Origin of the sequence: Kitasatospora xanthocidica, assembly GCF_014656195.1 — a bacterium.
GTDB classification, from domain to species: domain Bacteria; phylum Actinomycetota; class Actinomycetes; order Streptomycetales; family Streptomycetaceae; genus Kitasatospora; species Kitasatospora xanthocidica.
The window spans coordinates 41,497-58,370 of sequence record NZ_BNBY01000007.1 but is presented as its reverse complement, the minus strand read 5'-3'; the positions used below and the strand labels follow the sequence as shown (position 1 = coordinate 58,370).

Annotated in this window: 14 protein-coding genes; 12 read left to right on the top strand and 2 right to left on the bottom strand. The window is 75.3% G+C overall.

Annotated elements, in window-relative coordinates; translation table 11 throughout:
* Window positions 1–178: 178 nt before the first annotated feature.
* The gene (locus tag IE332_RS14780; RefSeq protein ID WP_229928605.1) at window positions 179–1,621 is read left to right on the top strand and encodes a S8 family peptidase; all 1,443 of its coding nucleotides are present in this window, start codon (window positions 179–181) and stop codon (window positions 1,619–1,621) included.
* 192 nt (window positions 1,622–1,813) lie between these two features.
* On the top strand, window positions 1,814–2,161 hold the full coding sequence (locus IE332_RS14775) for a hypothetical protein (RefSeq protein ID WP_189916304.1): 348 nt from the start codon (window positions 1,814–1,816) through the stop codon (window positions 2,159–2,161).
* A 35-nt stretch (window positions 2,162–2,196) separates the two neighbouring features.
* Here the strand turns inward: IE332_RS14775 and IE332_RS14770 are convergent, their stop codons facing one another.
* Complete coding sequence (locus IE332_RS14770) at window positions 2,197–3,105, bottom strand: HipA family kinase (protein WP_189916303.1); 909 nt, start codon at window positions 3,103–3,105, stop codon at window positions 2,197–2,199.
* A gap of 91 nt (window positions 3,106–3,196) precedes the next feature.
* On the opposite strand from IE332_RS14770, the gene IE332_RS14765 reads away from it, so the two are divergent.
* The 9 genes from IE332_RS14765 (at window position 3,197) to IE332_RS14725 (ending at window position 14,202) form a co-directional block, all read left to right on the top strand.
* Window positions 3,197–3,637, top strand: a complete 441-nt coding sequence (locus IE332_RS14765; protein WP_189916302.1) for an SRPBCC family protein — start codon at window positions 3,197–3,199, stop codon at window positions 3,635–3,637.
* 204 nt (window positions 3,638–3,841) lie between these two features.
* Window positions 3,842–4,996, top strand: coding sequence for a glycosyltransferase (locus IE332_RS14760; RefSeq protein WP_189916301.1), 1,155 nt, complete (start codon window positions 3,842–3,844; stop codon window positions 4,994–4,996).
* Between the two features lie 394 nt (window positions 4,997–5,390).
* A complete protein-coding gene (locus IE332_RS14755) occupies window positions 5,391–6,914 on the top strand; it encodes a sugar transferase (protein ID WP_189916300.1) in 1,524 nt (507 codons plus the stop codon).
* 5 nt (window positions 6,915–6,919) lie between these two features.
* The gene (locus IE332_RS14750; protein WP_229928604.1) at window positions 6,920–8,362 is read left to right on the top strand and encodes an O-antigen ligase family protein; all 1,443 of its coding nucleotides are present in this window, start codon (window positions 6,920–6,922) and stop codon (window positions 8,360–8,362) included.
* Window positions 8,359–10,134, top strand: a complete 1,776-nt coding sequence (locus IE332_RS14745) for a lipid II flippase MurJ (protein WP_189916299.1) — start codon at window positions 8,359–8,361, stop codon at window positions 10,132–10,134. The genes IE332_RS14750 and IE332_RS14745 overlap by 4 nt, the downstream gene beginning before the upstream one ends.
* Window positions 10,124–10,984, top strand: a complete 861-nt coding sequence (locus IE332_RS14740) for a polysaccharide deacetylase family protein (RefSeq protein WP_189916298.1) — start codon at window positions 10,124–10,126, stop codon at window positions 10,982–10,984. Before IE332_RS14745 ends, IE332_RS14740 begins: the two co-directional genes overlap by 11 nt.
* A complete protein-coding gene (locus tag IE332_RS14735) occupies window positions 10,981–12,096 on the top strand; it encodes a glycosyltransferase (protein ID WP_189916297.1) in 1,116 nt (371 codons plus the stop codon). Before IE332_RS14740 ends, IE332_RS14735 begins: the two co-directional genes overlap by 4 nt.
* Before the next feature lie 49 nt (window positions 12,097–12,145).
* Window positions 12,146–13,048, top strand: coding sequence for a Wzz/FepE/Etk N-terminal domain-containing protein (locus IE332_RS14730; protein ID WP_189916296.1), 903 nt, complete (start codon window positions 12,146–12,148; stop codon window positions 13,046–13,048).
* Window positions 13,045–14,202 (top strand): GNAT family N-acetyltransferase, encoded by a 1,158-nt coding sequence (locus IE332_RS14725; protein ID WP_189916295.1) that lies wholly within the window; start codon window positions 13,045–13,047, stop codon window positions 14,200–14,202. The genes IE332_RS14730 and IE332_RS14725 overlap by 4 nt, the downstream gene beginning before the upstream one ends.
* A gap of 6 nt (window positions 14,203–14,208) precedes the next feature.
* On the opposite strand, the gene IE332_RS14720 is transcribed toward IE332_RS14725, so the two are convergent.
* Window positions 14,209–15,411, bottom strand: coding sequence for a glycoside hydrolase family 26 protein (locus IE332_RS14720; protein WP_189916294.1), 1,203 nt, complete (start codon window positions 15,409–15,411; stop codon window positions 14,209–14,211).
* A 357-nt stretch (window positions 15,412–15,768) separates the two neighbouring features.
* Here IE332_RS14720 and IE332_RS14715 point away from each other — a divergent pair, with 357 nt between their 5' ends.
* On the top strand, window positions 15,769–16,824 hold the full coding sequence (locus tag IE332_RS14715) for a PQQ-binding-like beta-propeller repeat protein (RefSeq protein WP_189916293.1): 1,056 nt from the start codon (window positions 15,769–15,771) through the stop codon (window positions 16,822–16,824).
* The last annotated feature ends 50 nt before the right edge of the window (window positions 16,825–16,874 follow it).

Below are 16,874 nucleotides of genomic sequence, written 5' to 3'. Positions count from 1 at the left end.
GTTGTTCTTGATGTGACGATTAGATGACTACCTCTTGCGCATCTCATCGAATATTCATTAACGTCCGGGTCATTCTCAGTGCACCTGCCAACCGCAGCTGCCGCATGACGACTCGGGAGGGCCAACCCCAATGAGAGTTCCTCGGATCAGCCGGACTCGGTACGCGGCAGTGGGCCTCGTGCTCGCCACCGCCGGCGCCCTCGCGCTCCCGACCGGCACCGCGGTCGCGGCTCCCTCGGCCGACCCGACCCCCGGCCCGCTGCTCAGCTACGTCGTCAACACCAAGGCCAACCACGGTCAGGTGCAGAAGGTCGAGCAGGCCGTCAAGAGCCTCGGCGGCACGGTGGTCTACTCGTACGACCAGATCGGCGTCGTCATCGCCCGCTCGACGGACACCAAGTTCGCCGAGAAGCTGCGCCTCGCCAAGGGCGTCGACTCCGTCGGTTCCAGCCGCACCAAGGGCATCACCGCCGCCGACACCCAGAAGGCCGAGGTCGCCGCCGAGCCCACCGCCGCCCCGGCCCCCGGCCAGGAGCCGCTCGAGGCCAACCAGTGGGACATGCGCCAGATCGGTGTCGACAAGGCGCACAAGATCTCGCTCGGCAGCCGCAACGTCACCGTCGGCGTGCTGGACTCCGGCATCGACGCGACCCACGAGGACCTGGCCGCCAACGTGGACGCCTCGCAGTCGGTCTCCTGCGTCGAGGGCGGCAAGCCGAACACCGACTGGAAGGCCTGGCAGCCGGGCGTCGACGGTGACCACGGCACCCACGTGGCCGGCACCATCGCCGCCGCCAAGAACGGCAAGGGCATCGTCGGCATCGCCCCGAACGTCAAGCTGGCCGCGGTCAAGGTCGTGGACGACGGCGGCTTCATCTACCCGGAGTACGCGATCTGCGGCTTCGTGTGGGCCGGTGAGCACCAGTTCAAGGTGACCAACAACAGCTACTACATCGACCCGTGGATGTTCAACTGCCCGAACGACAAGGACCAGGCGGCCGTCACCGCCGCCGTCAAGAAGGCCGTCGCGTTCTCGCAGCGCAAGGGCGTCCTCAACGTCGCCGCGGCGGGCAACGAGAACATCGACCTGGCGCACAAGACCACTGACGTCTCCAGCCCGGACGACACCACCCCCGGCACCCGTCCGATCACCAACGACTGCCTGTCGCTCCCGACCGAGCTGCCCGGCGTCGTGGTCGTCTCCTCGGTCGGCGTCACCGGCGACAAGGCGTACTACTCCAGCTACGGCAAGGGCGTCGTGACCGTCACCGCGCCCGGTGGCGACCGCCGCTACCAGATCCCGGACACCCCGGACAAGAACGGCCGCATCCTGTCCACCATCCCCGGTGGCAAGTACGGCTACATGCAGGGCACTTCGATGGCCTCCCCGCACGCCACCGGCGTGCTCGCCCTGCTCGCCAGCACCTTCCCGTGGGCCAGCCCGGACGAGCTGACCGAGATGCTGACCAGCCAGGCCGAGTCCCACCCGTGCCCGACCGGCGACTTCAACCCGGGCGGTGCCGGTGAGTGGAAGGCCACCTGTGAGGGCGGCGCGGACGACAACGGCTTCTACGGCGCCGGCCTGATCAACGCCGAGAAGGCGGTCCAGTGGTGGCGCTGAGGCGCTGACCGCGACGACCGCTGACCGCCGAGTCGGTGGACTCGGTCGAGTCATCTGATCGCTGAGCCGGGGAGCGGGCCCACACGGGTCCCGCTCCCCGGTCGCGTTTGAGTACCCGTACTCAGGCCGCCGCGCTCGCCGCCGCCCAGGATGGATCCGTAACCGACGGAGTCACCACAGGAGTTGAGCGGCATGGCACAGACCCTCCCGGGACGGCCGACCCTGCCCGGCAAGCGGAACCTGCTCGCGGCGGCCCTGGGCGTGGGCCAACTGCTGCTCGCCGCCCCGATGCTGGCCACCCTGGTGACCGGCGGCCTGGTGGTCGCGGTGATGGGCCTGGCCGCCGGGGCCTCGGCGCTGGCGTTGCTGCCCCTCGTGCTGCTGCTCGCCGCGGGCCCGCTGCTCGGCCTGGGCATCACCGCGCTGATCGTCCGGGGGCAGCGCTTCCCCCGGGGGGTCGGGTTCCCGGTGGTCAGCTTCGGCCTGCTGCTGGGCACGGCGGTGGAGTACTTCGGCTGGATCCGCCCGGCGCTCGGCTGAGCCCGGCCCGCCCGGCCCCGCCCGGCCCCGCCCGGTCAGTCCTCGTCGGACGCGTCGACGTGGTGCTCCCAGACCGTCTCCACCGAGGGCTTGCCGTGCAGGTCCGGCACCTCCCGCAGCCAGGCCGGCCGCCCGGCCCGGGTCCGGGCCGCCCGCCGCCGCTCGGCCTCGCGCAGCTGCTCCGGCGTGGCGAAGCCCTCCGGCAGCCACTCCTCGGAGAGCACCACCCGGGCCGCCAGGTGGGTGACGTACGCGTGCCGGACGGCGTCCACCGAGTCGAAGCCGGGCTCGTCGGCCAGCCACTCGTCCGGGACGAGCGCCACGACCTCCTCCAGCAGCGGCACGGTGACCAGCGGGCCGAGCTCCTCGTCGGCCAGCCGGACGTCCGGGGCCGCGCCGCCGAGGGCGTGCGCGCTGAGGTCGTAGCGCTTGCCGACCGCCGCCTCGGCACCCGCCCAGCGGTGGTGGAAGATCAGCGCGGCGCCGTTGTCGATCAGCCAGAGCCGGCCGTGCCAGACCACCAGGTTGGGGTTGTGCACGGAGCGGTCGACGTTGCCGGTGAGCGCGTCCAGCCAGACCACCCGGCCGGCCTCGGCGGAGTCCACCGCGATCATCCCGGGCCGGAAGTCCCGCGCGCCCGGCAGCAGGTCCATCCCGAGGTTGAGGCCCGCGCTGGCCTTGAGCATGGACTGGATCTCGGCGTCCGGCTCCTCCGCGGCGACGGCCGGGTCGAAGTCCACCAGCCGCAGCTCCGGCACCCGCAGACCCAGCCGCCGGGCCAGCTCACCGACGATCACCTCGGCGATCAGCGCCTTGCGCCCCTGCGCGGCCCCGGTGAACTTGACCACGTACGTCCCCAGGTCGTCGGTCTCCACCACACCGGGTACGGAGCCGCCGGCCCGCAGGGGATCGACGTAGCGCACTGCAGTCACCAGATCGAGCACACCGGCCACCCTATCCCGCCGCGTCCCGGGCGTGACCCTGTGATTGGCTTGCCGCTGAGAGCGCGACCCACCACACGAGGAGAGCAAGGTCATGGGACAGGTGCAGGCCACCACCGAGCGGGACTACGACGCCGCGCCCGAGCGGGTGTACGAGGCGCTGGCCGACTACCAGGTGACCCGCCCGAAGCTGCTGCCCGCGCAGTACAGCGAGTACGAGGTCAGGGTCGGCGGCACCGGCGCCGGCACCCAGGTGCACTGGAAGCTGCAGGCCACCGAGAAGCGGGTGCGCGACTGCCTGTTCACCGTCTCGGCGCCGCAGCCCGACCAGCTGGTGGAGAAGGACGCCAACTCCAGCATGGTGATCACCTGGACCGTCGCGGCCGCGGGCGAGGGCCGCACCAAGGTCACCGTGACCGCCACCTGGCAGGGCGCGACCGGCATCGGCGGCTTCTTCGAGCGCACCTTCGCGCCGAAGGGCCTGAACCGGATCCACGACGAGGTGCTGGCCAACCTGGCCGCCGAGGTGCGCTGACCCTTCGCCCCGCCATCGGCCCGACCGCGCGGCCGGCAGCGCGATTCGGGCGCGTAGGTCCATCGACGCGCCCGAATCGCTCGGCGTTTCGAGCGGCTCGGCCACCCGTACGACCGGCAAGCCGTACGGGTGGCCGAACCGCCACCTCCGGGTGACGAGGGCCACCCGGCACGGGGGAGCGACCCTAGGCTCGCCGCCGTGCATATGACGATCCTTCACATTTCGCAACCGGTGGACGGCGGGGTCGCCCGCGTCGTGACCGACCTGGTCCGGGGGCAGCGCGAGGCCGGCCACCGGGTGCTGGTGGCGTGTCCGCGCGGCGGGCGGCTGGCCGAGGAGTCCGCCGCGGTGGGCGCGCTGGTCCAGGACTGGCCCGCCGGCCGCTCGCCGGGCCCGGGCACCGCCGGAGAGGCCTGGCGGCTGCGCCGGATCGTCCGGGCCGCCGCGCCCGACGTGGTCCACCTGCACAGCGCCAAGGCCGGGTTGGCCGGCCGGCTGGCGGTGCGCGGCGCCGTCCCGACGGTCTTCCAGCCGCACGCCTGGTCCTTCGCCGCCGTCGACGGCGCGCTGGCCGCCGCCACCCTGCGCTGGGAGCGCTTCGCCACCCGCTGGGCGCACCGGCTGCTCTGCGTCAGCGTCCAGGAGCGGGCCGACGGCGTGGCCGCCGGGGTGCACGCCGACTGGGCGGTGGTGCCCAACGGCGTCGACGTCCGGCACTACGCGCCCGCCGACCGCCGGGCCGCCCGGATCGCGCTCGGCCTGGACCTGGACGCCCCGCTCGCGGTCTGCGTCGGCCGGCTGTGCCGGCAGAAGGGCCAGGACGTGCTGCTGGAGGCCTGGCCGGAGGTGCTGCGCCGGGTGCCGCAGGCCCGGCTGGCGCTGGTCGGCGGCGGGCCGGAGGAGCAGCGGGTGGCGGAGCTGGTCCGGGAGACCGCCGAGCCGTCCCGGGTACGGCTGGTGGGCGACGTGGCGGACCCGCGCCCGTGGCTGGCGGCGGCCGACCTGGTGGTGCTGCCCTCGCGCTGGGAGGGCATGGCGCTGGCCCCGCTGGAGGCGATGGCGGCCGCCCGTCCGGTGCTGCTGACCGACGTGCCGGGGGCGCGGGAGTGCCTGCCGCCGGCCGAGCGGGCGCAGTCGGTGGTCCCGCCGGAGGACGCGTCGGCCCTCGCCACCCGAATGGCGGAAGCGCTGTCCGATCCGATCGAGTGCGAGCGACGCGGTTCCCGGCTGCGCGAGCACGTGGTCGCCCGGCACGACGTGCGCACCGTGGTCGAACAGGTGGACGTCCTCTACCGCCATCTGCTGGGTGCCGGACCCTCGGCGGGACGGCGCCGGGCCCGTGTCCCACAGCGGATCTGATCGTTTCACATGCCGTGAATGCCCGCCGCTCCGGCGCTGTCGTATTCGCACCCTCAACCGGATATGGGGCGAGGCGTCAAATCAGAAATACCTATTAATGGGCGGCTGGAATGAAACGGCAAGTCAACTTCCAGCCCTTGGCGCCCGGTTCGGTATTGTCAGATTTTGCCTGCTTCGTTCAGATTTCATACCGGAAATTCACGGCTGAGCCCCTCGCGACCGAGTCCTTCCCGACCGGCCCCTCAGCGATCGGCCCCGCCACGGGAGATCCGAATGCCGCCAGCGGCAGCAGGTGCTGTCAGGACCGCGCCCACCGGGCCGGGACGGCCGCCCCGCGCCAACCGGTGCCGGGGCACCGTCACCCCGGGCACACAGCAGGGGAGATCGTGCGCTGATGACCATTGACCACGACAGTGTGCCGCGATCGGGCGTGCCCCTGTCCGGCATCCGACGGCAGGGCACCGGACTGCTCGACCGCCCGGCGGGAGCGGCGCAGAGCCGGACGGTCCCGGCCGCCCGCCGGCACCGCGGGGCGGTCCGCAACCGGCTGGCCCTGCCGCTCGCCCTGGTCCAGGCCGACGCCATCGCGCTGTGCTCCGCCACCGGCATCGCCAACCGGGCCGTCGACCCGTCCACCCCGCTCGACCCACTGCTCGGCGTCCCCGCCGTCCTGCCCCTGCTGATCCTGCTCAACCTGGCCGGCGGCCTCTACCGGGCCCGGCTCACCCTGTCCGTCCTGGACGAACTGCCCGCGCTGGCCGCCCGGGCGGTGGTCGCCGCCGCCTTCGCCGTCACCCTGTCCGGCTGCCTGGGCCGCCGCTGGCCCGACTGCGGCCCGGCCACCCTCGCCCGCCTCACCGTCCTGCTCGGCGCCCAGCTGCTGATCGCCACCGCCGGCCGCGCCGTCCTCTACCACCTGGTCCGGCGGATCCGCCGCAGCCGCCCCAGCCCCGTCCTGGTGCTCGGCGCCGGAGCGCTCGGCCGCCGGATCGCCGCCGCCCTCGGCGAGCACGGCGAGTACGGGATGCGCCCGGTCGGCTTCCTCGACGCCGACCCGCCGCTGCTGGCCGGCGACACCGGCCTGCCCGTCCTCGGCGGCCGCGAGGTCCTGGAGCGCGAGGTGCGCCGGCACCGGATCCAGCACGTGATCGCCACCGCCGGCGCCGCCGACGAGGCCGAGACCGCCGCCGCCCTGCGCGAGGCCGCCGGGCTCGGCTGCCAGGTCTGGCTGGTGCCCGCGCTGCGCGAGTTCGGCTCGCTGCCCACCGCCCCGATCGCCGGCGGCGACCACCTGTGGGGCTTCCCCTGCCTGCGGGTCGACCGCCCGGCCATGCGCCGCCCCGGCTGGGCCGCCAAGCGCGCCCTGGACATCGCCGCCGCCGCGACCGGCCTGCTGCTGCTCGCCCCCGTCCTGGTGCTCTGCGCCCTCGCCGTCCGCTTCGACACCGGCCCCGGCGTGCTCTTCCGCCAGCAGCGCACCGGGCTGGACGGCAAGGTCTTCACCGTCCTCAAGTTCCGCACCCTGCGCCCGAGCAACGAGCACGAGTCGGCGACCCGCTGGAACATCTCCCAGGACCACCGGATGGGCGCCGTCGGCCGGCTGCTGCGCAAGAGCTCGCTGGACGAGCTGCCGCAGCTGTGGAACATCCTGCGCGGCGACATGAGCCTGGTCGGCCCGCGCCCCGAACGGCCCTACTTCGTCATGCGGTTCGGCCAGGCCTACCCCGAGTACGCCGACCGCCACCGCGTCCCGGTCGGCCTCACCGGCCTGGCCCAGGTCAACGGCCTGCGCGGGGACACCTCGATCGAGGACCGGGCCCGGTTCGACAACCGCTACATCGAGAGCTGGAGCCTCTGGCAGGACGTCAAGATCCTGTGCCGCACCGCGGTCCTGATGCTCCACCCGGACGGGAGCTGACCCGCGTGGCCCTGACCCCCACGGCCCTTCCCGCCCCGAGCCGACGGGGCACGCCGCCGCCGCGAGCGACGGGCGACGAGCGAACGCCGGGGGCACCCCCCGCCGGAGGCCGGGGGAGAACGTCGGAGGCGAGCGGGCGAGCCGCCGGGTCGCGGCGGGCACTGCCCGCGCTCGCCGAGCGGCCCAGCCTGCTCGCCGCCGCCACCGTCCTGCTGGTCTGCGTACCGACCGGCGAGAAGGACGTCACCGCCGCCGTCCACATCACCGCCGCCGACCTCGCCTCACTGGCCCTGGTCGCCCTCACCGCGCTGAACCTGCTGCGTGGCCGCCTGCCCGTCCTCGACCGCACCACCTGCGCGCTGTTCGGCGGGATCGTGGCCGCCGCCGCCGTCGCCACCCTCGGCTCGATCGACCCGGCCGCCAGCGTCACCGGCTTCGTCCGGCTGGTCCAGGTGTTCGTGCTGGTGCCCGCCGCGGTGCTCTGCGCCCTGCGCGACCGCACCGACCAGCGCCTGGTCCTCGGCTCCTTCGTCCTCGCCGCCCTGATCCAGGGCGTGGTCGGCGCCAAGCAGTACCTCACCCACACCGGCGCCTCCTACACCGGCCAGCCGATCCGCGCCGTCGGCACCTTCGGCGCGCTGGACATCATGGCGATGTCCACGGTGGTCAGCTTCGGCCTGCTCGCCGCCCTGGCGCTCGCGCTGGGCGAGCGCGGGCCCGGCGGCGACGCCCGGCTGCGGCGGGCGATGTTCGCCGCCGCCGCCTTCCTCGCCTTCCCGCTCGCCGTCTCGTTCAGCCGCGGCAGCTGGATCGCCACCGGCGTCGCCGCCACCGTGCTGCTGCTGCGCGCCGACGCCCGGCTCGCCGTCCGCTCCGCCGTCCTCGGCCTGGCCGCCGCGGTCGTCCTGGTCGGCGGCCTCGGCCTCGGCGGCTCCGGCGTCACCAAGCGGATCAGCTCGATCGGCTCCGTCTCCGCCGCCCCCGACCAGTCCGTCTCCGACCGCTACGACCTGTGGGCCACCGCCGGGCGGATCTGGCAGGACCACCCCGTCCACGGCGCCGGGCCCAAGGCCTTCCAGCAGCTGCGCGACAGCCACGCCCCGCTGCGGCTGTCCTCCGGCAGCGACGCCGCCGACGCCACCATCGGCTTCCAGCGCGAACCGCTGCTCTCCCCGCACAACATGTACTTCCTGGTCCTCAGCGAACAGGGACTGATCGGCATCACCGCCTACGCCGCGCTCTTCCTCGCCCTCCTGCTCGGCTGCCTGCGCCGCTCCCGGGGCCCCGGCCTCGCGGCGCTCGCCCTGCTCACCTGGGTGCTGGTCGACTTCCTGTACGCCGACATCGGCGGCACCACCACCGTGCTGACCTCCGTCGTCCTCGGCCTCGCCGCCCTCGCCGCCGCCGAGGACCGCCCCTCCGGCGGCGAGTGGGCGATGACACCGTGACCACCGACCAGCCGACCGCCCTCACCTCCGCCCTCCCGGCCCCGCGCAGCGCGCCCGGCGAGCAGCCGGCCCCCGCGCCGGACCCGGCGCCCCGCGGCGGCTTCCTCGCCAGGGCCTTCGGCATCACCGCGCTGCTCAGCGCCGCCGGCTCCGGGCTCGGCCTGCTGCGCGACCTCCTGCTGGCCCGCTACTTCGGCGCCAACCAGGGCACCGACGCCTTCCTGGTCGCCTGGACCGTCCCCGAGACGGCCGCACCGCTGCTGATCGAGGACGCCATGTCCTTCCTCATGGTGCCCGCCTTCGCCCTCGCCCTGGTACTGCGCGAGGAGGACCCGGACGCCCCCGACCCGGTCCGCCAGCTGGTCCGCGCCACCCTGCCCTGGCTGCTGCTCGCGCTCAGCGGGCTCGCCCTGGCCGCCGCCCTGGGCGCCCCGCAGCTGGTCGAGCTGCTCGCACCCGGCCTGCCCGACCCCGGACTGGCCGTCACCTGCACCCGGATCACCGCGGTCACCGTGCTGCCCTTCGGCGTGGCCGGCTACCTGGCCGCCGCGCTGCGCGCCCACCACCGCTTCACCGCCCCGGCCGGCATCTACGTCGTCTACAACCTCGGCATCCTCGCAGTCCTGCTGGCCCTGCACGCCGCCCTCGGGGTGCGCTCCGCCGCCCTCGGCGTCGCGGCCGGCAGCCTGCTGATGGCCGGTCTGCTGGTCGGCCCGTTCCTGCGGCGGCTGCGCGGGGGCCCGCCCGGCGCCGGCCGCGGCCGCCGCTCGCGCAAGGCGCTGGTGCTGATGCCGCTCGCCCTGTTGCCGGTCGGCGCCTTCACCCTGACCCGGCAGTCCCAGGTCTTCGTCGAGCGCTACCTCGGGTCGGCGCTCCCGCCCGGCACCATCTCGCACCTCAACTACGCCGCCAAGGTCTCCCAACTCGCCATGACGGCGGGCATCCTGATCTGCACCGTCACCTTCCCGCTGGTCGCCAGGGCGCTCGCCGCCGGGGACCTCGCCACCGCCCGCGACCGGGTGGAGAAGGACCTCGGCCAGGCCGCGGCGGTCGTGCTGCTCGGCACCGCCTTCCTGATGGCCTGCGCCCCCTCCGTCGTCTCACTGCTGTTCGAGCGCGGAGCCTTCGGCCCCCGGGACACCGCCGCCACCGCCGACGTCATCCGGGTGTACAGCTTCGGCCTGCCCGCCCAGGCACTGATCGGCGTGATGATCCGCCCGTACTTCTCGCTGCGCCCGGTGGTCCGCCGGGCCGACGACCCCCGCACCGACGACGGCCGGCGCCGGCTGCTGGACTGGTACCCGGCCGTCGTGATGGTGCTCGGCCTGGCCGTCACCGTCGTCACCGGCCTGCTCGCGACGCCCGCCTTCGGCGCGCTGGGACTCGCCGCCGGGAACGCGGCCGGCATCACCACCACCGCCGCGCTGCTGCTGCGCGGCCTGGTGCTGCGCGGCATCCCGCTGCGGCTGCGCCGGGTGCTCGGCGGCCACGGCCGGCTGGTGGCCGCCGCCGCCGGGGCCACCGTGCTCGGCACCGCCGCCGCCGGCCTCGCCGCCGACCCCCTGCTCTCGACCCTCCTCGGGGGCCTCACCGTGGCGCTGGCCTTCGCCGCCCTCGGCACCGGGTTCGGTGCCCGCGAGGTGCGCGGCCCGGTCCTCGCCGCCGCCCGGGCCGCGGGGCCCGCCCGGTGGATCCTGCCGGGCCCGTCCGCCGGACAGGCCCCGAACCCGCCAACCCTCGCCGAAGAAGGGAAGCGTCCCCATGGACAATGAACGGGGCACCGTCCGTTCGGCCCAGGCGGGCGTCAGCAACGCCCAGCCGCACCGGGCGCGACTCCCGAGGAGCCGCCACCCGGTCGGCGAACCGCCGATCCCCGGCCCCGCCTCGCCGTGGATCCTGATGTACCACTCGGTGGCGGTCGAGAAGGAGGACCCGTACCGGCTCACCGTCAGTCCCGAGCGGTTCGCCGAGCAGATCGCCTGGCTGCACCGGCGCGGCCGGCGGGGCGTCTCGGTCCGGGAGCTGATGCGGGCCCGGGCGCTCGGCCGGGACGAGAAGCTGGTCGGCCTCACCTTCGACGACGGCTACGCGGACTTCGCCCGGTACGCCGTCCCGATCCTCCAGGCCTACGGCTTCACCGCCACCGCGTACGTGGTCGCCGACCTGCTCGGCCGCGACAACGACTGGGACGTCGAGGGCCCCCGGAAGAAGCTGCTCACCGTCCAGGAGGTCACCGAACTCGCCGCCGCCGGCTGGGAGATCGGCTCGCACGGCCTCGGCCACCAGTCGCTTCCTGGCCTGCCGGCCGAGGCCCTCACGGTGCAGGCCCGGGAGAGCAGGCGGCTGCTGGAGGACGTGGTCGGCGGCCCGGTGACCGGCTTCTGCTACCCGTACGGCGCCGTCGACCTGCCCGCCGCCCTGGCCGTCCGGGACGCCGGGTACGACTACGCCTGCGCCATCGCGCACTCCCCGCTGACCGGCCGCTTCGCCCTGCCCCGCTGCTACGTCGGCGACCGCGACGGCGCCTGGCGGCTGCGCGCCAAGAAGGGCCGGCACCGGCTGCGCGACGCCGTCACCGAGCTGCGCCGTACGCGCAGGGAGCGCTGGGAGCGCCGGCGATGAGGGTGCTGCACATCGTCACCGGGCTCGCCTCCGGCGGCGCCGAACGTCAACTCCACCTGCTGCTGCGGCACTTGCCGTCGCACCAGCAGTGCGAGGTGCTGGCCCTGACCAACCCCGGCACGGTCGCCGCCGCCCTGCGCGCCGACGGCGTGACCGTCCACCACCTCGACATGCGCGGCAACCGGGACCTCGGCGCGCTGCCCCGGCTGGTCCGGCTGGTCCGGGCCGGCCGCTACGACCTGGTGCACACCCACCTCTACCGGGCGCAGCTGTACGGCCGGCTGGCCGCGCGGCTGGCCGGGGTCCGGGCGGTGGTCTCCACCGAGCACTCGCTGCACGCCGGGGTGATCGAGGGCCGCCCGGTCACCCGGGGCGTCAAGGGCCTCTACCTGGCGGCCGAGCGGCTCGGCTGCACCACCGTCGCGGTCTCCCGGCAGGTCGCCCAGACGCTGGGGTCCTGGGGGGTGCCGCCGGCCCGGATCGAGCTGATCCCCAACGGCATCGACACCGGCCGCTACCGCCTCCCGCCCGCCGAGCGGGCCGCCGCGCGCCGTCGGCTGCGGGCCGAACTCGGCCTGCCGGAGGGGAGTTGGGTGGTCGGCGGGGTGGGGCGGCTGGTCCCGGGCAAGCGCTTCGAGGTGCTGGTCGAGGCGCTCGCCGGACTGGACCCGGCCACCCGCCTGGTGCTGGTCGGCGAGGGTCCCGAGCGGGCCGCGCTGGAGCGCCGGGCCGTCGAACTCGGCGTCCGGGAGCGGCTGGTGCTCACCGGGGAGCGCGACGACGTGCCCGAGCTGCTGGCCGCCCTGGACGTCCTGGCCGCGCCCTCGACCGCGGAGACCTTCGGCCTCGGCGTCCTGGAGGGCCTGGCCGCCGGGCTGCCGGTGCGGCACAGCGCCTGCCCTGCCCTCGACGAACTGCCGCCCCGGGCCGCCCCGCAGGCCCGGCGGATCGCGTCCGAGCCGGCCGCCTACGTCGCCGAGCTGCGCGACCTGCGGCACCTGAGCGAGCACACCGCCGACCCGCTGCCGCACCCGCCGGCCGTCGGCCACTACGACATCGCCCGGGTCGCCGCCGACCTGAGCGCCCTCTACGACCGGCTGGCCCGCGCTTGACCGCCCGCCGTCGCCGGTACCGCCGTCCCATACCCAAGGAGCCACACCCATGACCACACCGCGCCGAAGCGCCCGCCGCCTGGTCCGCCGCTGGTGGCCGGTGGCGCTCGCGGTTCCGCTGGGCGCCGCGGCCGGCGCCGGGTACGCCGTCGTCTCGCAGCCCTCGTACGCCGCCAACGCCTACGTCCTGGTGGTCCCGCAGAACCCGGGGGAGGCCGCGACCGCGACCAACTTCGCCCAGGCGTACGGGCGGCTGGCGGGCCAGCCGCAGGTGCTCGCGGTGGCGGCCGCCGAGACCGGCCACACCCGGGCCGAGCTGGAGTCCCTGGTGCACGGGACGACCTCCCCGGACGCCCCGATGATCGAGATCACCGGCACCGGGACGGGCGCCCAGGAGGCCGCCCGGACCGCCGACGCGGTGGCCCGCTCGCTGGTCGCCTTCGCCAACACCAGCAGCAAGGACACCAACGTCCGGCTGGTCACGCTGGCCCCGGCCGCCGCGCCGGACGAGCCGACCACGCCCTCCGGCAAGCTGGACGTCGCCGTCGGCGGCGCGGCCGGGCTGCTGCTGGGCGCGCTGGTGATGATGACCCGCCGCCGGGGCGGGGCGGGGGAGCCCGAGGCCGCGGAGACCGCCGGGGTGCCGGACTGCCCCGCCGCCACCGGGCCGGCCGAGGTGCCGGCGCCGCCGCGCCCGCGTGCCGAGGAGCCGCCGGTCGAGGCGGAGCCGAAGGCGGCTGCCGCGAAGGATGCCGCGGTGAAGGGCGCTGCCGCGAAGACCGGCGCCGCGGCGAGCGCCGAGGCCATGGACGCCGACACCGCGGACACCGAGGCCGCGGCCGCCGACGCCCCCGCCGGGAAGGCCGCCCCGAAGGCCGGCGCGAAGACCGGGACCGGCCCGGCGGACCGCTCCCCGGCCAAGGAGAAGGCCGCCTCCGGGAGCGCCCGATGAGCACCGAGACACGCAGAGCCGGTCTGCCGGCCCAGACGTCGGCGCCGTCCTGGACCACCGAGGTGCGGTGCGAGGACGACGCCCTGGACACCCTCGCCGAGGAGTGGGACGACCTGGCCGGCCGCTGCCGGACCGCCACCTTCTTCCAGGCCGCCGACTGGCAGCGCTCCTGGTGGCGCCAGTACGGCAGCCCGGGCGCGCTGGTCGTGGTGCTGGTCCGCCGGAACGGCCGGCTGGTCGGCGCGGGTGCCTTCCGGCGCCGCGGCCCGTTCGGCGGTCTGACCGGCCTGGGCGCCGGGCTGATCGACTACACCGACGTCCTCCTCGACGACGGCTGCGCCGACCGGGCCGCCGCCGAGTTCGCCGCCGCCCTCCCGCTCACCCGCCCCTGGCACTGGCTGGAGCTGCGCGAGGTGCACCCCGAGGCCGCGGTGCAGCGGGTGTACGAGCAGTGGCGCGGCAACCGCCGCCGCTTCGAGGACTCGCTCTGCCAGTACCTGCCGGCCGTCCCGATGGAGCGGCTGCTCAAGCGGGTGCCCGGCAAGACCGCCCAGCGCAGCCGGGTGAAGCTGCGCAAGATCGCCGAGGCCGGGGTGCAGGTCCGCTCGACGCCGCCGGCCGAGGTGCCGGAGGCGCTGGAGGGGCTGCTGCGGCTGCACTTCCTCCAGTGGAACGAGCGCGGCGTCACCCCGGAGCACCGCACCGAGCGGTTCGCCCGGCACCTGACCGAGTCCACCACCGGCCTGGTCGCCTCCGGCCGGGCCGCCGTCCACCAGTTCCACCTGGACGGCCAGCTGGTCGCCGTCAACCTGCTGCTGCTCTGCCCGTCCTTCGGGGGGCTGTACATGTACGGCGCGCACCCGGTGCTGCGGGAGCGGCTGGACATCGCCGGGCTGCTGTTCAGCGCGGCGCTGGACGAGACGGTCGGCGCGGGCATCCCGGTGCTCGGCCTGCTGCGCGGCCAGGAACCGTACAAGCAGCGCTGGCGCCCGGACCGGCTGCCCAACCAGCGGCTGCTGCTGGGCCCCGCGGGGGCGGCGCCGGCCGCGGCCGCCCGGGCCGGGGTGGTCCGCGCCCGGCAGGCGGCGGTGCACCAGCTGCGCACCCGCTTCCCCCGGCTCAAGGAAGCGCTGCTGGCCCGCCGCCGCAGCTGACCGCGCTCAGCGCCGGGCGGGCGTCGGGCTCGCCGGCGGGCCGGCGGACGGGCCGGCCGACGGCTTCGGGGGCGCGCTCGGGGTCGCGCTCGCACTCACGCTGGCGCTCGCGCTCGCGCTCGGCAGGGCGGGGACAGCGGGCGCCGGGGGCGCCGTCGGGACCACCGCCGGCGCCCCCTTCGAGCCGGCCATCAGCTGCTTGAACCGCGCCGCCGAGCGCGGATTGCTGCCGCACTGGAAGAAGCCGTGCGGGCAGTAGTCGGTGATGGTCTGGTAGGCCGTGTCGTGGGTGCGCATCCACTCGACCATCCGCTGGACGAACTCGGGGTTGTCGCCGTTGCGGAACAGTCCCCACTCCGGGTACGAGACCGGCTTGCCGCGCTTGGCGGCGAACTCCACCTGGTCCTGCAGGCCGTACGGCTCGCGCACGTAGTCGTCGAAGGTGTTCCCGGCGGGCTGGTCGTAGCTGTCCATGCCGATGATGTCGACCACGTCGTCGCCGGGGTAGCACTTGGTCCACGGGATGGCGTCCAGACCCCGGTTGGGGGCGAAGTCGAAGCGGAACCGCTGCCCGGGCACCGAGCGCATCACCCCGACGATCCGCCGCCAGTACGCCTTCCAGGCGGCGGGGTCGGGCTTGCAGCGGTGGGTGTAGGTGGTGCCGTTCATCTCCCAGCCGAGGGTGAGCACGGTGTCCGCGCCGCCCAGCGCGACCAGCCGCCGGGCGAGCTTGAGGAAGTGCCCGTCGAAGTCCCCGCGGACGCCCCGGCCGAGCAGCTTGGCCACCTCGGCGTCCGGCACGCCCGCCTCGTTGGGCACCAGCATCGGCACGCCGAGCACCAGCTGCCGGGAGGGGTCGGCCAGCCGCCACTGCGACCACATGCCGAGCACCACCGGCTCGCCCTCGATGTCGGCCCAGCCGTTGCCGGCCAGGTAGGTGTGGCCGACCTGCAGGTTGGCGTCGCCCAGCCAGTGGGCGTACCGGCCGATCTGCGGGATGTAGTTGTCCCAGGAGCCGACGAAGGCGCCGAACGGCGGCTCGTGCTTCGGCCGCTGGACCGGCGGGCGGGGGGCGGCGCCGCGCGGCTCGAAGGCGTCCGAGGACAGGACGTGCCGTTCGGTCTGGCTGAGCGGCGTCCCGGCCGGGACGCTGGCCGTGGCCAGCAGCAGCAGGGCGGCGGCGGCCAGCGTCAGGCGGCCGATTCGCATGGTCTCTCCTCCTGGCGTCGCGGGGGCGGGGCGCCCGGTCTCGGCGTGGACGGACCGTGGCGCCCCGCTCGCCGACAGTAGGCCCGCCGGAGGACGGAAAAGCCGAATGTCACCCTAAAGTGGGCGATATTCGAACGCCGTCTGCCGCAACGGCCGTCGACCGGCCGCCGTGTATCAGATCTGTAACGGTCCGGCCGGGCCCGCGCGGCCCGGCCCGGGAGGCCCCGCGGAGCGGCCCGGGCGCCGACGGCGCAGGTGGGCGGGCGGGCGCACGGGCGGCCGGCGGCGCCGTTCGCGGCGCGGGCCGGGCCCGGAACCGGGCTGACTCGCGCGCCCGCCGAAAGGTACGCTCCGGCCGTGTCCCGGAAGCCGCTGCGTGTACTGACCCCCCGCTCGATCCTGCCTGCCCTGGCGGTGATGCTGGTCCTTGCGGCCGGCGCGGCGGCCCACGCGAACAAGCCGGTCCCGTTCGGCGACCGGGTGGCCGGGCCGGGCGCGGAGGCGACGCCGGTGAACTCGGAGTCGCTCAGCGCGGCCGACCTGGACCTCCGGGTGGGCCCGGGCCTGGAGGCCTTCCACAAGCAGACCGGCGAGCAGGCCTGGTCCTACCGCCGCGAGGGCGCCGAGGCGCTCTACCTGGCGATGGCCGGGGACAACGCGATCGTGGTCTGGGACGACGGCCTGGTCACCTCGGTGCGCCCGGGCGACCACGAGGTGCGCTGGCACCGCGCCGTACCGGGCCTGGCGGACTGGCTGCGCGGCGACGGCGAGCCCGGCGCCGACAAGCGGACCGATGCCCAGCGCAAGCAGCTCGCCAAGCAGCGGGCCGCAGCCGCGCTGCACACCGTCCAGCGGGACGGCTCGCCCTGGCTGGCCCTGGTGACGCCGAACCTGACCATGGGCCTGCGCGACGCCGACGGCGACCTGCGCTACAACGACAAGCCGGCCAACGGCTGCGCCTACGACCCGCTGCGCGCCGTGCACACCGACTACGCCGTGCTCATCCCGCGCACCTGCACCAACAGCGGCGGGCAGGCCGTCTCCGGCGGCCTCACCGGCTACCGGCTGGACAGCAACGGCTGGGCGATGAGCACCGGCCCGGCCGCGACCCTCAAGGTGCTGGACCGCAGCCGGGTGGAGATCACCGACGGTCCGATCGTCCCGGCCAAGGTCTTCGACACCAAGGCGGCCGCCCCCGAGACGGCCTGCGGCACCCTGGACGCGCCGTTCGCCGCCGTCCGGCCGCAGGGCGGCTGCGCCGACCCGGCGGGGGCTCCGGCGACCACCGACGCCCCGGTCCCGGCTCCGGCTCCTGCGACCGATGCTCCGGCTCCGGCCCCGGCGACCGATGCTCCGGCTCCGGTGGCGACCGACGCCCCGGCGGACGACCAGCCGGCCGCGGCGCAGCCGTAACCGACGGGCCGTCCGGGCGGCGGGCACCCGGGGCGACGGCCTCCGGGGTG

What these genes read in the sequence shown, in the direction of transcription:
- IE332_RS14740 (WP_189916298.1), top strand. Translation starts at nt 10,124, where the DNA reads ATGGACAATGAACGGGGCACCGTCCGTTCGGCCCAGGCGGGCGTCAGC.
- IE332_RS14735 (WP_189916297.1), top strand. Translation starts at nt 10,981, where the DNA reads ATGAGGGTGCTGCACATCGTCACCGGGCTCGCCTCCGGCGGCGCCGAA.
- IE332_RS14720 (WP_189916294.1), bottom strand. Translation starts at nt 15,411, where the DNA reads ATGCGAATCGGCCGCCTGACGCTGGCCGCCGCCGCCCTGCTGCTGCTG.
- IE332_RS14775 (WP_189916304.1), top strand. Translation starts at nt 1,814, where the DNA reads ATGGCACAGACCCTCCCGGGACGGCCGACCCTGCCCGGCAAGCGGAAC.
- IE332_RS14755 (WP_189916300.1), top strand. Translation starts at nt 5,391, where the DNA reads ATGACCATTGACCACGACAGTGTGCCGCGATCGGGCGTGCCCCTGTCC.
- IE332_RS14730 (WP_189916296.1), top strand. Translation starts at nt 12,146, where the DNA reads ATGACCACACCGCGCCGAAGCGCCCGCCGCCTGGTCCGCCGCTGGTGG.
- IE332_RS14765 (WP_189916302.1), top strand. Translation starts at nt 3,197, where the DNA reads ATGGGACAGGTGCAGGCCACCACCGAGCGGGACTACGACGCCGCGCCC.
- IE332_RS14760 (WP_189916301.1), top strand. Translation starts at nt 3,842, where the DNA reads ATGACGATCCTTCACATTTCGCAACCGGTGGACGGCGGGGTCGCCCGC.
- IE332_RS14725 (WP_189916295.1), top strand. Translation starts at nt 13,045, where the DNA reads ATGAGCACCGAGACACGCAGAGCCGGTCTGCCGGCCCAGACGTCGGCG.